The 15201-nt window shown below is 45.6% G+C and carries 16 protein-coding genes; 7 read left to right on the top strand and 9 right to left on the bottom strand.

Features of this window, described 5'->3' with window-relative positions; translation table 11 throughout:
• Positions 1 to 4 precede the first annotated feature (4 nt).
• From hscB to K2Y18_06995, 6 genes are read right to left on the bottom strand one after another with little or no spacing between them, the layout of a single operon-like run.
• Entirely contained in the window at positions 5 to 535 is a 531-nt protein-coding gene (hscB, locus tag K2Y18_07020) for a Fe-S protein assembly co-chaperone HscB (GenBank protein ID MBX9805486.1), read from the bottom strand.
• Positions 528 to 863 carry an iron-sulfur cluster assembly accessory protein gene (locus K2Y18_07015; protein MBX9805485.1) on the bottom strand — a complete coding sequence of 112 codons (336 nt, stop codon included), beginning with the start codon at positions 861 to 863 and terminating at the stop codon, positions 528 to 530. Before K2Y18_07015 ends, hscB begins: the two co-directional genes overlap by 8 nt.
• Positions 864 to 873: 10 nt before the next feature.
• The gene (gene iscU / locus K2Y18_07010) at positions 874 to 1275 is read right to left on the bottom strand and encodes a Fe-S cluster assembly scaffold IscU (protein MBX9805484.1); all 402 of its coding nucleotides are present in this window, start codon (positions 1273 to 1275) and stop codon (positions 874 to 876) included.
• A 15-nt stretch (positions 1276 to 1290) separates the two neighbouring features.
• Entirely contained in the window at positions 1291 to 2508 is a 1218-nt protein-coding gene (locus tag K2Y18_07005) for an IscS subfamily cysteine desulfurase (protein MBX9805483.1), read from the bottom strand.
• Positions 2508 to 3614, bottom strand: coding sequence for a cysteine desulfurase (locus K2Y18_07000; protein ID MBX9805482.1), 1107 nt, complete (start codon positions 3612 to 3614; stop codon positions 2508 to 2510). Before K2Y18_07000 ends, K2Y18_07005 begins: the two co-directional genes overlap by 1 nt.
• On the bottom strand, positions 3611 to 4123 hold the full coding sequence (locus tag K2Y18_06995) for an RrF2 family transcriptional regulator (protein ID MBX9805481.1): 513 nt from the start codon (positions 4121 to 4123) through the stop codon (positions 3611 to 3613). Before K2Y18_06995 ends, K2Y18_07000 begins: the two co-directional genes overlap by 4 nt.
• A gap of 187 nt (positions 4124 to 4310) precedes the next feature.
• Here K2Y18_06995 and K2Y18_06990 point away from each other — a divergent pair, with 187 nt between their 5' ends.
• The gene (locus tag K2Y18_06990) at positions 4311 to 4973 is read left to right on the top strand and encodes an alpha/beta hydrolase (GenBank protein ID MBX9805480.1); all 663 of its coding nucleotides are present in this window, start codon (positions 4311 to 4313) and stop codon (positions 4971 to 4973) included.
• Positions 4974 to 5074: 101 nt separating this feature from the next.
• On the opposite strand, the gene K2Y18_06985 is transcribed toward K2Y18_06990, so the two are convergent.
• Both K2Y18_06985 and K2Y18_06980 read right to left on the bottom strand, forming a co-directional pair.
• Complete coding sequence (locus K2Y18_06985) at positions 5075 to 7108, bottom strand: hypothetical protein (protein ID MBX9805479.1); 2034 nt, start codon at positions 7106 to 7108, stop codon at positions 5075 to 5077.
• A gap of 310 nt (positions 7109 to 7418) precedes the next feature.
• Positions 7419 to 8333 carry a DMT family transporter gene (locus K2Y18_06980; protein MBX9805478.1) on the bottom strand — a complete coding sequence of 305 codons (915 nt, stop codon included), beginning with the start codon at positions 8331 to 8333 and terminating at the stop codon, positions 7419 to 7421.
• A 156-nt stretch (positions 8334 to 8489) separates the two neighbouring features.
• On the opposite strand from K2Y18_06980, the gene K2Y18_06975 reads away from it, so the two are divergent.
• From K2Y18_06975 to K2Y18_06950, 6 genes are all read left to right on the top strand, one after another.
• Entirely contained in the window at positions 8490 to 9365 is an 876-nt protein-coding gene (locus K2Y18_06975) for a TIGR01459 family HAD-type hydrolase (protein ID MBX9805477.1), read from the top strand.
• Positions 9366 to 9446: 81 nt separating this feature from the next.
• Positions 9447 to 9962, top strand: coding sequence for a hypothetical protein (locus K2Y18_06970; GenBank protein ID MBX9805476.1), 516 nt, complete (start codon positions 9447 to 9449; stop codon positions 9960 to 9962).
• A gap of 409 nt (positions 9963 to 10371) precedes the next feature.
• Positions 10372 to 10662: a GIY-YIG nuclease family protein gene (locus tag K2Y18_06965; protein MBX9805475.1), complete on the top strand. Its 291-nt coding sequence runs from the start codon at positions 10372 to 10374 to the stop codon at positions 10660 to 10662.
• An 87-nt stretch (positions 10663 to 10749) separates the two neighbouring features.
• Positions 10750 to 12087: a nucleotide sugar dehydrogenase gene (locus K2Y18_06960; protein MBX9805474.1), complete on the top strand. Its 1338-nt coding sequence runs from the start codon at positions 10750 to 10752 to the stop codon at positions 12085 to 12087.
• Positions 12088 to 12090: 3 nt separating this feature from the next.
• On the top strand, positions 12091 to 13296 hold the full coding sequence (locus K2Y18_06955) for a phosphodiester glycosidase family protein (GenBank protein MBX9805473.1): 1206 nt from the start codon (positions 12091 to 12093) through the stop codon (positions 13294 to 13296).
• Positions 13297 to 13804: 508 nt separating this feature from the next.
• On the top strand, positions 13805 to 14287 hold the full coding sequence (locus K2Y18_06950; protein MBX9805472.1) for a hypothetical protein: 483 nt from the start codon (positions 13805 to 13807) through the stop codon (positions 14285 to 14287).
• Between the two features lie 224 nt (positions 14288 to 14511).
• Here K2Y18_06950 and trmB read toward each other — a convergent pair whose 3' ends face one another.
• Complete coding sequence (gene trmB / locus K2Y18_06945) at positions 14512 to 15129, bottom strand: tRNA (guanosine(46)-N7)-methyltransferase TrmB (GenBank protein ID MBX9805471.1); 618 nt, start codon at positions 15127 to 15129, stop codon at positions 14512 to 14514.
• Positions 15130 to 15201 lie beyond the last annotated feature (72 nt).

Here is a 15201-nt window from a genome sequence, read left to right as displayed (position 1 = left end):
CCCTCTATAGAACTTTGACAGAGGATTGTCGCTGACGGGTTTTTAAATCCCCGATCATTTTCGACAGATAGGTCAGTGTTAAGTACCCCCTTAAGAGATCCTTGTCTTGATCCTTTTGTAAGGAGCTTGAAAAGGCCGTCATAACATCCTTTAATCGTTCCTGAATTTGGCTCTCAATGCGTTTAAAATCGTCTGGGGAGGCTGCTTCCTCTATCTTTTCTTGCAAATCCATCATTTCTTCCAGGATAATGGGATCCTGAACAGTCTTACTGGGGTCATCTCCGAAGTCAATGCCGCGCAGTTTTAAGAGAGCTTTCGCCCGCAAAGCGGGATTTTTTAAGGTCTCATAAGCATGATTTAAAGCGGAAGCTTGGTTAGATGCAGCAAGGCGTTCTGGTTCTGTATGATAAATAAAACGATCTGGATGAGAGAGGGTTTGCCTGGAAAAATAAGCCTTATCAAGTAAGGTTGGTACAACATCAAAGGTTGGTTCTAATCCGAGCAATTCAAAAGGGTTCAGGGTCTGATTAGACATGGAAGGACTTTCCACAACCACAATGGCCTTTTGCATTGGGGTTTCGAAAGACAAACCCAGACTGCATTTTTTCTTCCACGTAATCCATTTCAGTACCCAAGATAAAGAGGATTGCCTTTGGATCAATCAGTATCGTCACCCCATTCACTTCCATCATTTCATCCATTGGATTTTTCTCGTCTGCATATTCTATGGAATAGGATAGCCCAGAACACCCTTTTGTGCGAATGCTAATGCGAATCCCAGCGGATGGCTTCCCCCGCTGAGCCAGCAAAGCTTGCACACGATCGAAGGCTGCATCCGTTAATGTAATTGGGGCTTCTTTCATAACCTTATTCCTATACTGTCGGTCCTTCGGGTTTACCAGCCTTGGCCTGGTAATCTGCAATGGCTGCTTTTACTGCATCTTCTGCTAAAATAGAGCAGTGAATCTTAACAGGAGGTAAAGCTAGGGCTTGAGCGACTTCGGTGTTTCGAATCGCTTGGGCTTCTCCCAGAGTTTTGCCCTTCACCCATTCTGTGATGAGGGAGCTGGAGGCAATGGCGGATCCACAACCAAAGGTCTTAAACTTCGCATCTTCGATAATGCCGTTTTTGTTTACCTTGATTTGAAGTTTCATCACATCGCCACAAGCTGGGGCTCCAACGAGTCCCGTTCCAATAGACGAGTCATTTTTATCAAATGCCCCAACGTTGCGGGGATTTTCATAGTGATCGATAACTTTGCTACTATAGGCCATTTTTCTCTCCTAAATTTAATGTTCTGACCATTTGATATCTCTTAAGTCGATGCCTTCTTGAACCATTTCCCAAAGGGGACTCATTTCGCGCAAGCGCGTCACAGCGGAAACAACTTGTTCAATCGCCGTATCTATTTCAGATTCTGTGGTGAAGCGCCCAATTCCAAACCGAATAGAGGTGTGGGCCATTTCTTCTTCCACACCGAGCGCTCTCAACACATAAGAAGGCTCAAGGGAGGATGAGGTGCAGGCGGAGCCTGAGGATACAGATAGGTCTTTGATGCCCATCATGAGGCCTTCCCCTTCAACATAAGCGAAACTTAAATTCAAATTCCCAGGGATACGTGGCGCGCCCTCTCCATTCAAATGGACATCCTTCAATTGCTTCGTCAGCCCTTGATAAAGACGATTGCTCAACGCTTTTATATGTGTTGCCTCTGTTTCCATTTCACGCTTCGCAATGGTGCAAGCTTCGCCCAAACCAACACATAAAGGGGTCGGGAGAGTGCCGGATCGCATGCCCCGCTCCTGTCCACCCCCATTAATAATAGCTTGGAGACGGACCCGCGGTTTGCGGCGAACATAAAGGGCGCCGATGCCTTTGGGACCATAAATCTTATGGCCCGAGATGCTCATCAAATCAATGTTCATGGCCTCAACATCCATCGGGATTTTACCAACCGCTTGCGCTGCATCCGTGTGAAAGAATACGCCCGCTTCTCGACATATTTTTCCGATTTCCACCATGGGTTGGATGATGCCGATCTCATTGTTCACCGCCATAATAGAAACCATGACTGTTTCGGGGCGAATGCTCTTTCGTAAAACATCCAAATCGATGAGCCCACTTGGTGTGACCGGCAAATAGGTTATGGAAAAGCCTTCCTGTTCAAGGTGACGGCAGCTGTCCAACACACACTTATGTTCTGTGACACAAGTGATGATGTGGTTTTTCTTTTCCCGATAAAATCCACTCACGCCTTTTAAGGCTAAGTTATTTGATTCCGTGGCACCGCTTGTGAAAATAATTTCCCGCGGATCCGCGCCAATAAGCGCGGCTACTTGAGCTCTTGCCACCTCGATGGCCTCTTCAGCGGCCCAGCCATGGGGATGGTTTCGTGAATGTGGGTTGCCAAAGTTTGTTGTAAAAAAAGGCAACATCTTTTCAACGACCCGTGGGTCACAAGGGGTGGTTGCCTGGTAGTCCAGGTAGATTTGTTGTGTTGCTGTCATTATATTATTTCTCCAAAACTTGAAGGAGCATGTGCTCTTTCATATATTTCTATCCAAACGTCTAAAAATCGATCGACCATTTCGGGGGGCGTATCAACGCCAAGACTAACCCGAATGGAGCAATCCGCAAGGGCATCTGGCACACCCATGGCTTTTAGAACCCGTGAGCTTTTCACTTTACCAGAAGAGCAGGCGGCCCCTGCCGAAATGGCGATCCCTTTTAAATCAAAATTCATCACTTGGGTGGCGCTTTTAACGCCTTTCATGGCGATAATGGCTGTATTGGGCAGGCGCTCAGCTTCATTTGCCAAAAACACAGCTTCACTGTTCTTCTCTTTAAGTCGCTTTTCAAGGGCATCACGCAGCGTTTTAACAGGGATCCACTCTTGGGGTTTTGCCCTTTTCAAAGCAGCTGCAAAGCCGAGGATCCCTAAGTAATTTTCCGTACCCGATCTAAAGGATCTTTCCTGTCCACCCCCGCGCAATTGGGCTTTTAAGGCAACATCCGTTCGCATGACCAAAGCGCCCACGCCTTGTGGCCCGCCCAGTTTATGAGCAGAAATTGAAATTAAATCAATGCCTTCCCAAGAAAGCGGAATTTTCCCGATGGCTTGGACGGCATCACAATGGACCAAAGCTCCGTACTGTTTGGCAATGGCAACCACTTGAGGGAGGGGTTGAATGACACCCGTCTCATTATTTGCAGCCATCACGGAGACCAAAACGGGTCCACTCTTATTTTGTAACAAGGCCTCAAGAGCCTTTAAATCTATTATTCCCATACCATCAACCGGGCACACTTCCCGATCGGGGCGGGCTTGATCAATCGAATCATGTTCGATGGCTGAAATAATAACGCCACCCTCAAACCCACATAGTGCTAAATGGTTGGCTTCTGTTGCCCCACTGGTAAAGATTACACCTGCCGGGCTTGCTTCAAAATAATCAGCGATGTCCTGGCGGGCTTGTTCAATTTTTTGCCGCACTTGTCGTCCGAATTGATGGACAGAAGACGCATTTCCGCCCAACGCCATTCCGTCAAGCATGGCTTGTTTGGCCGACCCGCATAAGGGCGTTGAGGCGTTATAGTCTAAATAAAGGCTCATGTAACCACCTGATTTTGATCAAAAGGTTTCTCTCCGTATGCTTTTTGATGGTGTTTTGGTAAAGGGTCCATAAAGGCGCCGAAACGCCCCATTCCAGCAATACGCTTTTCACAAACATCGGCAAGGGTGATCCGTGTCAAAAACAATTGAACGACGGCGCCAAGCTCCTCCCACAAATCATGGGTTAAGCAACGCTCCCCTGTCATGCGGCATCCTTTCGACGACTCATGATCACATTGCGTTGCTTTCAAAGGCGTGTCGACCGCTGAAATAATATCTAAAATACGAACATCCTCAGCTTTATGGGCTAACGCATAACCGCCAGCAGAACCTCGACTGCTTTTTACTAACCCTGCTTTACGCAATTTTCCAAAAAGCTGTTCAAGATAAGCCAGCGGGAGTTCTTGACGTTCTGCAATTGTAGTCAAAGACACAGGCCCAGAAGCATCTTCCAGAGCCACATCGACCATTGCTGTAACGGCATATCGAGCTTTTGTACTTAAACGCATTCGATTTTTCACCTTTTTCAGAGAAGCCATGCTAGACTTCTTGCGATATCACTAAATGTGCGCTATCAAGTGAGGGAACAACCCTCATCTAGAATAGGAATACCTATTCCGACCAATTTGGTCAAGTATTGTTTTGAAGGTAGTTCGTTTTGAAAGATTTAGAATTCATTGGGGAGGAGGAAACGTTTTGTCAGAAATAATTTTTAATGGTTCCGCTGGTCGGATTGAAGGACGCTATCACCAAACCCATCGCGACGGAGCACCCATTGCTATCGTCTTGCACCCCCATCCTCAATTTGGGGGAACCATGAATAACAAAGTGGTTTATGCGCTATATAGAAGTTTTGCGGAGCGCGGTTTCAATACCTTGCGTTTCAATTTTCGCGGCGTGGGCCGCTCAGAAGGCACTTATGATAATGGGGAAGGGGAGCTGAATGATGCAGCGTCCGCCCTGGATTGGCTCCAAGCCAACAACACAAATGCGTCGGCCTGTTGGGTCGCCGGCTTTTCTTTTGGGGCGTGGATTGGCATGCAACTTCTCATGCGCCGCCCGGAATTGGAAGGATTTGTGTCTATCAGCCCGCCGGCGGATCGCTACGATTTCGGTTTCCTCGCTCCGTGTCCCGTTCCTGGCCTTATTTTGCAAGGGGAAAAGGACGATATCGTCCCCCATGTTTCTGTTGCCAATCTCGTGAGTAAGCTGCAACTACAACGCGGCATTAATATTGACTACCGATTGGTCCCCCAAGCGGATCACTTCTTCGCAGGCCAGCTTACAGATCTTCGTTCTCATGTGGAAGATTATCTATCCAAGAACTTGCTGCGCAGCAGTATGGCTGTAAATCAGTAGGGGCTGAAGCAGGTTTAAAGCTAGTTATAGTATCTGTACTCTTAGCAAAAGAATAGGGGCCCGGCAGGGCCCCTTAATTTTTTCAACAACACATCATTTCTTTAGACAATGACAACATGGGCTTGTGCAGCAAGTAAGTTCACGTCGTGAGACGTGGACGTTGCTGCGGATGTTGTAAAGAGATCCTCGATGCCGGTGTAAGCATGTGTTGCGTCAAATTTCACGTCAGCAAAGATAATATGACTTCCATTTTTAAAAGCGACATCTACCACACCAACAGGAATCGTAAACAGATTAGCAGATTCATAGGCACCCATCGTTCCAAGGGTATGGGTGACTGGACCTGTTGCTGATGGCGCTTCATAGGACAGATTCAGGTTTGGATTTGTTATGGTATCATTTGTGAAATATGCACCAAGACTCCCTGTGTTGCTCCCTACTGCCGGCGTACTTGCTGTTGTCGCCGTAATAGAGAGAATTTGAGCGTCAACATCCTGGTAGGCAAAGGTATTTCCAGCGATATGATGCACGTTTTTGAATTGGAGGTTGTCTGTTTGGCTCACGGTTACCACTTGAGGCGCAAATACACCTTGGCTGTTATAATACTCCAAGAGATTTATGTTGGAGGACGAAGAGCCAGCAGAAACAAGTCCATTGAAGTCCATCACGGTATCCCGACCCCAGCCTTTGGCCACATCGAACACAAATGTGTCTGATCCAGGAACAGTCGCTCCTGAAATTCCGAAAACTGAGACGCCATCCGTCCATTCTCCGGAAGCGACAACATTCGTAAACGTCCCTGTCGCTATAGTCTGAGGAGTTTGAGGGGTGTGAATAATCGTATGACCATCAATGGTAACAATCGGAATATTGCTACCATCCAAAGAAAGAGATACTGTGTGGGTTCCTGGTGCAAGATTGGCTACTGTTGGCAAGAAAGTAGGTGATGTTGGGCTTGCATAAACGTCATTATCTCCCCACATGATATCATCACCCGTTTTGCCTCCTTGGAGCGTATCGTTTCCATTTAACGTATTGCCGCCATAGAATTTTACACTTGGGTCAGTATTGGTGAATAACCCTTGAGATCCAAACAAATTGGGGGTTCTTACATAATCGGTACCCATTGTACTATCATCACCGATGAGAATATCATTGCCTCCCCCTCCGGTGATAACATCATCACCACGAGGTTGGTAAAGTTGGGTAAAATCATTAACTCCAGAAAGAAAAATGCTCTGTCCCTCTCGATCCCCAATGATGGTATCATTACCTTTTCCACCGACAAGAGTATCATCCCCTTCTTCAATATATTTTGATAGCGTTGCACTCGTAAAAGTATTAATGGCATTTGCACGGCCACCAGCCATAAAATTTGTTTTATCCCCCCCGATTAGAACGCTACCTATTCCTATTTCAACTTCAGCGAAATTAACCCCCGTGACAGTGCCGTCTGGTTGGGCGCCAAAATGTTTGACTTCATTAAATTTTTCATCTCCAACCATGATATTATTTCCGGATCCTCCTATCAGAAGACTTGCATTGTGAGTTATTGTGGGAGAAACATCGTGTGTTGTATAAGCTTGAATATAGGCTCGGTTACCAGCAAGAATAGCATCGCCTTTTCCACCTATGAGGGTGTTTCCACCATCAACTCGAGTGTAGGCAACATTATCTTCTATGATGCTCATATTGCCGAAACTGCCAATCAAAATCTCTTTTCCAGAGCCAGCGACCAGGAGGTTATGGCCATAATATAGTGTAAAGGTGCCAGATTCAAGGACAGGAACAGCGTAGCCATTGCCCCCTACGCCTCCAATAAGTAAGTCATTGCCACCGCCGCCATAGAGAATATTGCTCCCATAATTTACGGTTTCCCCAGGCGAAGACGAAGCTCCTTGAATATCCCCTACAAGGATATCATTTCCGGAATCTCCCCAGAGAATATCATTGTCAAACCCACCAAAGATGGTGTCATTGCCTTGACCCCCGAAAAGAATGTCGCTCTTATTTCCCCCTTTGATAAGGTCGTTGCCGTTACCGCCGTAAACGATGAGGTAATAATTCACGTAAGGGCCAGATGAATAGTCAATTGTATCGTCATTATTCGTTCCGAATTTGATTTTTATAGCCATAACACGCACTCCCCATATTGATGGGAGGGGGAATGGTTTAACAACCAAGGCCGATCCCAATTTAGAAAAACAAACAACATTAATGTAATACAAATACATTGTATCTATAATAAAAAATATAAAACAATTTGTGTATATTTCAATAGTATTAAGTTCATTATTGGAATTATTTTTTGTAAATTGTATTATTGTGGCTGTTTGATTTGATGTTAAATTTACTTTTATTTAATAAACATAATGATTTGTAGATATTAGAAGTGAAAAACACTCTTTTTTGGGGTTTTTGTAATTAAATTTTTAACTGAACTCTTTATTTTTCAACGCGCGTCAATCCATAGGTTGCTGCAATAATGATGAGGCTTCCCAAAATGACCCAAATGTTGGGAATTTCATCAAAGAAGAGGAATCCGACGGGAATAGCAAAGCAGATGCGGGTATATTCGAAGGGTGCTAGAAATGACGGATTGGCGTGTCTTAAGGCCGTGACGTTGCAAAACTGGGAGAGAACCCCAAAGCCACCGACCGCAATGAGGGCCATCACATCCCAAAATGCGGGCGTTTTCCAAACCATAATGGCGACGAGGCCTGCGATAAATGTGGTTGCCGTGTTGGCATACAACATTAGCGTAAACGTGCTTTCGGTTCGGGTGAGAAGCTTGACACAAATCATGGAAAGAGCGGCGAATAAATTGGCTGATAGAGCCGCCCATACCCCAATGCTGATGGCCATCTCATGGGGCCGAACGGTCACAATCACGCCTGCATAGCCCAACAGAATGAGCAACCATTTCGTGAGGGGAACACTGTCCTTCAAGAGAATCACGGCCAGAACTGTTGTAAATAAGGGTCCCGTCATGCCGATGGCCGTCGCTTGAGCCAGGGGCAAATTTCGGTAAGCAAAATAGGTGCATCCGACAGCGATGCCCAAGGTGGTCACGCGAATGAGATGAAGCAGCGGCCGGGACGTGGTGAAGCCCTTGATGCCAGCTTGAAGAATAAAGGGGGAGAAGAAAAGCAGGCCGAAGAAATACCGCATGAAAAGGACGATGACACTATCAACTTCCGGTGACAACGTTTTCGCAAAAGCCATGGCGGTGCTAAAGGTAAGCGCCCACAGCAACATAAATGTGGCCCCAATGACCTTGTTAGAGAACTTGGCCTTGAAGGCCTGTAAAGCCGTTAAACGCCCATGGGGACTTAAGGCTTGTGCAGTGCTTTGATTCATAATAACGACTCCTTTTGTTACATATATAGGGAGATGGTTTTCGAGAAAACAATAAAAATCGGATGAGACGATCCTAAAGGTTTGTTTACATATTTCCCTTGACGATATAAGAGCTTTTCTCTTAAGGTTTCCTTTAATTTCAACAGGGAGACTCTCATGACAACACAGTTTATCACCGGCATTAAAGAGGTACTTAATCAATATGATGCATTTCTGATTGATTTGTGGGGGGTCATTCATAATGGGCGAAAGCCTTATCCATGGGCCCTTGAGACGCTGACACATCTGAAAAATCTAAATAAAACAACGCTTCTGCTGTCGAATTCTCCCCGTCGAGTCTTTTCCTCGGAGGCTCATTTGGAAGACATGGGGCTTCCGCGCTCCCTTTACACCCATATTTACACATCCGGCGAAGATACCCACCAAGGCTTGAAGAACCGTCCGGATGAATGGCATCAACGCCTTGGAAAGCACTTGTTCCCTATTGGTCCAGAGTTTCATCACCCCATGTATTCTGATTTAGATTACAGAAAAGTAACCTCACCGGATGAAGCAGATTTTCTCCTAATGACCGGTGCTGAATTGGCCGATGTCAAGGATTATGAAGCGATTTTAGAAACGGGTATTGCCCGCAAATTGCCCATGTTGTGCGCGAATCCGGATCGGGTCATTGTGTTGGATGGGAAAATTATTTTAGCCTGTGGTGGCGTGGCAGAACGCTACGAACAAATGGGCGGTGATGTCTTTTATCATGGTAAGCCGTATCCGGCGATCTACAAGCCAGTTCGGTCGCTTCTTGGGGGTGTTGATTCTTCGCGCATCTTGGCCATTGGAGACTCCTTGACGACCGACATCAAGGGGGCCATGAGCAATGGCATCGATGGCGCATTGGTCATGGGTGGCATTCATCACGAGGTTTTGCTCACCGATGGCAAGTCCACAGATAAAACGCCTGATTTATTGAAGAAATTATCCACTGACCTTGGGGTTGTGCCAAAATATGCAATGGACACCATGGTTTGGGAGGGGTAGGGGCGCCTAAAGGGTTTATTAACGCATAATACATTATAATTTCCATCGTAGACACATATCCAAATAGTAAGGAGTTGAGCGATGTCCTGGAAACACCCTATCCGATATTTTTTTATTATTACCCTATGTTTAATCACTGAGGCATTTGCTGAAAAAGTTGATCCTCTATTGCTGCATGATCTTGGAAAATTAAAAGGGATTTCTGATCGATATCACGAGCAAGAAAAACCAACTTTGTCAAAAGAACTTAAAAACGATCACAATCAACTCGCTGCTGAAGTGAATGGGTTTATTGAAAGTATCGTGATGTTTGCAGATACCAATATTTCACAAAAAGATAAAGAAAAAATTGAGAGCGTAAGGAGATCAATTAACACCAAAGCAAATTCACTAGATGATGAACTTAAGGATTATAAAGACAGCACTTTACAGACTAAACGCGTATACGCTTCTGCTTTACCTTTGGCCGGAAGAGTTATTGGAGAATGGATTGCTGTGAAGAGTCTTGATGAACTATGGTCTCATCTGTTTGGTTCTGACCAAAAAGATAAACTCGTTCAAGAATTGAATGAAAAAAGATGGATACTCATCTCTTAAGCAAATGGTTTTGGGTGTTATAAAACCAAACCTCCCCACCGTCATTGCGAGCGCATGCGAAGCAATCCAGGGGCCAAGGACATGGGACTTCAGTGATGTCTGAATCGAACAATGCTTCCAGAACTATCACGCTGCCCCTGGATTGCTTTGTCGTTCGCCATCGCTGTCGCTCGGCTTAACTCCGCGCAATGACGACCGATGGTTTTGTATAGAAGATTAAAGAATTTCGTTTGCTGCCCCTGGATTGCTTTGTCGTACGCCATCGCTGTCGCTCGGCTATCCTCCGCGCAATGACGTTCAGGGGAACAAGGATTACCTTCTATGCCCTGGATTTTTTTGTCGCATGAGCTTCGTTGTATAATTTATGCTATATTGAGGCACGATTTTTTAAAGAAAATTGCGACCTGAAATGAAACTACCTGCGGTTTATATTATGGCAAATCATCGTAACGGAACCCTTTATGTTGGGGTGACTTCCAACCTTGTCCAACGAGCTTATCAACATCGGGAAGGTGTGATTGACGGCTTTACGCAGAAACATGGGTGCAAAATGCTTGTATACTATGAAGTAGGGGGCTCTATGGAAGGGGCTATCTTTAGAGAAAAGCAGCTTAAAGGGGGTTCTCGGAAGCAAAAGCTAAAACTTATTGAGTCAATGAATCCACAATGGAAGGATTTGTATGAAACAATTTGTCCTTGAGAAAGCCTTTCAACCCCCAACCTCCCTTGTAATCTTGTCCCAGATCTTGTAATAAAAACCAATACCATCAAAGACAAAAGGGCGATCATGTCAACTCTATCCACCCAAACACTGAATCAGGCCTTTCTGGACCGTAAAGCAACCATTGGCGTCATGGGCTTGGGCTATGTCGGTTTGCCGCTTGTCAAAGCCTTAGGAGACCAGGGGTTCAACGTCATTGGGTTTGATGTGGACAAGGGGCGTGTGGAGACCTTGAAGCAAGGAACGTCCTACATCAAAAGTTTTCCGCAAGAAAGCTTGGAACAGCTCTTAAAGGAAAAGCGGTTTGAAGCAACGCACGATGCGAAGGACTTGGCGCGAATGGATGCGATTCTGATTTGCGTGCCCACGCCCTTGACCCGTCATCGGGAGCCAGACATGAGCTATGTTGTGGCAACCGCTGAGACCATCCTGCCTAATTTGCGGGAAGGGCAGTTGATTGTGTTGGAGTCCACAACCTATCCGGGGACAACGCAAGAGGTCGTGATTCCGATCCTGGAACGGTCGGGCTTAAAAGCAGGCAAGGACTTCTTTGTGGCCTATTCCCCGGAACGGGAAGATCCTGGGAATCCCCAATATGCAACTTCATCAATTCCTAAAGTCGTGGGCGCTGATGATGCGATTTCTCGCACCCTTGCTGTATCGCTTTATACCCAAATTGTTCCGAAAGTGGTGGAGGTATCGTCCGCTGCTACTGCAGAAGCCGTTAAACTCACGGAGAACATTTTCCGGTGCATTAACATTGCCATGGTGAATGAATTGAAAGTCATCTATTCCGAAATGGGCATCGATGTGTGGGAAGTCATTGATGCCGCAAAGACCAAGCCTTTCGGGTTCATGCCGTTTTATCCAGGACCTGGTTTGGGCGGTCACTGTATCCCCATTGATCCCTTTTATCTTACCTGGAAAGCGCGGGAATATGGCGTTTCCACACGATTTATTGAACTTGCAGGTGAAGTGAATACGGCCATGCCAGATTACGTCATCAACCAATTGCGCGAAGCTCTCGACATACGGTTTAAGAAAGCCTTGAGTGGCTCTCGTATTCTTCTGATTGGTATGGCATACAAGAAAAACGTGGATGATATTCGCGAGAGTCCGTCTCTTGCGATTTTTGAGACACTTCACTCAAAAGATGTCCATGTGGACTATTATGACCCTTACGTACCCGTGGTTCACAAATCGCGTGAACATCCCCTCATCAATGGAAAGAAGTCCGTTGCTTGGACCAAAGAATCCCTTAATGGGTACGATGCGGTGTTGATTTGCACGGATCATGACAATATTGATTATGATTTTCTTCGTACCCATAGCAAGCTCGTGATTGATACTCGAAATGCCATGCATCGGGTTTCAGGGCAAAAGGATAATGTTGTAAAGGCTTAAGGAATGAATATTTTAATCATCGTAGGATGGCTGTTGCTCCTGAATTGCAGCGCCATTCAAGCCCATACCTATGAATGCCGAAAAGGCGATCAACACGTTATTCATATCATCACCTTTCAACCTCAACATTACACCGTCAACTATATTAAAGCTCGCGATCAAGTCTGGGGTCGCGAAACCATAGAGGATATTGCCAAACGAACCGGGGCCGATATCGCGATCAATGGGGGATTTTTTGAAATAGGTCACACCCAAGATGGCATGCCGAGTGGCACCCTGATTGTGAATCAACAGATTGTGGGTCTCACCCTTCAAAAACATGCGTGTCTGATTCATGATCAAAAGAATTTCAAGATTGAAGAAGTTTTGCCCCGTCTCGAAATCAAAATAGGAAAAAATACCTTCACGCCTCAGAAAGTGAACAAACTGTGCAAAAATGGGGATGTTATTTTGTATTCGCAGACCTGGGGGGCCCGTACCTTTACGCCCCTTAAAGAGCGCCAGGAAATCGCTATAGATCAAGACAATAAGGTCGTTGAAGTTTCAAAACACGGGAATATCCTCATCCCTCAAAAGGGGTTCGTTCTTTCTCTCCCCATAAAGTTTTCACATGGTCCAGTTGCCGTTGGGGATGGTGTCAAAATTCATTTGGAGCCTTTTGATCTTTCGAAGTCGACGGGATATTCTGCGGTCATGGGAATTCCGATTTTGCTTCAAGACGGGAACATCAACCCCCTTCTTGAGGATAATAAACAAGATTTTTATAAATCACCTCATTCACGAACCGCGCTTGGCATCCGCAAAGATGGGACAGTCGTCATTGTTGTGGCAGAACATGTGTACAAGAAACCCTTGAAAGAAGTGACGCTAGAGGAAGTCAAATCCGTGATTGGGAACAATAAAGCTAAAATTATGTGGAAATATAAGAAAACCTCGTTGAGTGACCTTACGATGACAGAAATGAAGGAAATCGTTGCTAAGGAGTTTAGGGGGGAGGGCACGGCAGTCGGATTGTCTTTGCTAGAGCTCGCTACCCTCTTGAAAAATCTTGGGTGCGAATCAGCCATAAACCTCGATGGTGGGGGGTCTTCCAGCTTGTATGCCAACAATAGAGTCATAAATCACATTGTTGGTGACAAAGATGAAGGGATGGGAAGGGAAATATCGCGCCCCCTCTCGGATGCTATTGTTTTTAAACAAATTTCTTGATGAGACACTAGGCCGCATCTCTCGCCTCTTTTCTTAAACAAGCAAAACTGCCAATGCCCAAAAAATCCTCGCCCTGTATGAGGCAGTTCTCCTTTAGTTATTGAAAATCTTATACATTTTCATTGACATTTCCATACTTATGAGGCAGAGTAATAGGTACAGGTATACATTGATAATAAATAAACTATACGATTGTACCTTAATAGCAAAAATTGATAAAAGCTATGGGCCTGCTCATAAAAGCGCGCTCATCGTGGATCAAAAGTTTGGCTCATAATCTCTCCCTTTCATAGGGAAGATGAGAGACTTGCAGGATGACGGGGCAACCTTGGTTGTACCTCTTTTGATGGATACCGTCACTATTCCATGATGAGTTTTAATTGGGGCTCAGGCTTTTAGATTCAAGATTTGAAATGACATATGCCTGATCACCAGAACTGTGGGCATTTAAGAGGAAACTTGATTAAAACACCCGTTAAAGGGGAATAAAAACAAGGAGAACTTGAAAATGATACAAGTCTTTGGCCCTGACAGAACCATCATCGGTCTTTTTAAAGATTACGATGGGCTATTTAATCACATCAACACAACTGAGAGCTCCAAGCTCCTCGAGTCCAATTCTTCTTTTTCACAAGATGTTTGGACCTTCGTTCTTTTTACGAACAAGCGATTATCCTATATTTTCCACAAAACTCTCGAGCGCTCTTTTAGCAAGGTTGGCAAGGAAGCTTTTGAACAAGAACTCGATTTAATCGAGATTTCAAAAGGCGATTATCACAACCCTATTCAAATTCCGGTCACTGCTGATGTAAATGTATCAGAGCTCAGAGAAAAGTGGTGCCAGGAATATTGCGATACCCATGACTATGTGATTGTTGACCATCAAAATAATAAGGATCATATCGATCTAAAGGAAATTCCAGCCGCTAACATTATTAACACAATGTCAAACAGAAGTGAGCTGCAAAATAAGGTACAAGTCGCGGGTTAGGGGGAGTCATCTTTAATACCCATCACCCGCCACGAAGCAAAGATTCGTGTCGATCTCTCCCACAAGGGGAGAGGTAAAGAACAGCCATCTTTCGTATCCTAAAACTGACTCATAAAATATAACCTTTTGTATTTTCACCTCTCCCCTTGTGGGAGAGGTCGATACTCACCGCGGCGAAGCCAACGGGAGGAGCAGGTGAGGGGTGTGTTTCAAGTTAATGGTTCTTATTGCTTTTTCACCCTATAAACCAAATACACAGGCGCGCGGCCGCAAGCGATGCCCTTTTGTTCATAGCGCGTGATCGGCCAGTTCTCAGGGCGCTCATAAATGGTGGTGCGACTCTCCAAAACCAATTCAAATTCTGGGTGGCGAGACATAACATCTTGCATCCAAAGAGCATAGTCTGCATCATCCGTTGCCATGGTCAACGATCCTCCCGGCTTTAGGATGCGGGTAAACGCATCCACAGAGGCATCTTGAATGATTCGGCGTTTGTTATGACGCTTCTTTGGCCAAGGGTCGGGAAACAGCACGAAAAACGCTCCTACGGACTGATCCGGCAGTCTTGCCAGAAGAAGGCGCGCATCATCTTTGACAATGCGGATATTTTGCAAGGATTGCTCTTGAATCTGCAGCACCAATGTTGCTACCCCATTCACAAAGGGCTCACACCCTACAAATCCAACATCCGGATGGCGGATAGCCTGGGCGGCAAGATGCTCTCCCCCCCCGAAGCCGATTTCAACCCATAAACTCTTGAGGGGAGGGGAAAATAAATCGTCAGGGTTGATCATCGCTTGCTCTGGCAATTCCAGAGAGACTTTTGGCCATATATCCGCCATCGCTTTTCGTTGGTTATCTTTAAGAGGGCGCGACTGACGGCGGCCCCACACATACCTTTGGGTGGGTAAAGA

The sequence above is a fragment of the Alphaproteobacteria bacterium genome (genome assembly GCA_019746225.1).
GTDB lineage: Bacteria > Pseudomonadota > Alphaproteobacteria > Paracaedibacterales > VGCI01 > VGCI01.
The sequence above is the reverse complement of the archived record's forward strand: the minus strand, read 5'-3'. Positions and strand labels throughout refer to the sequence as shown.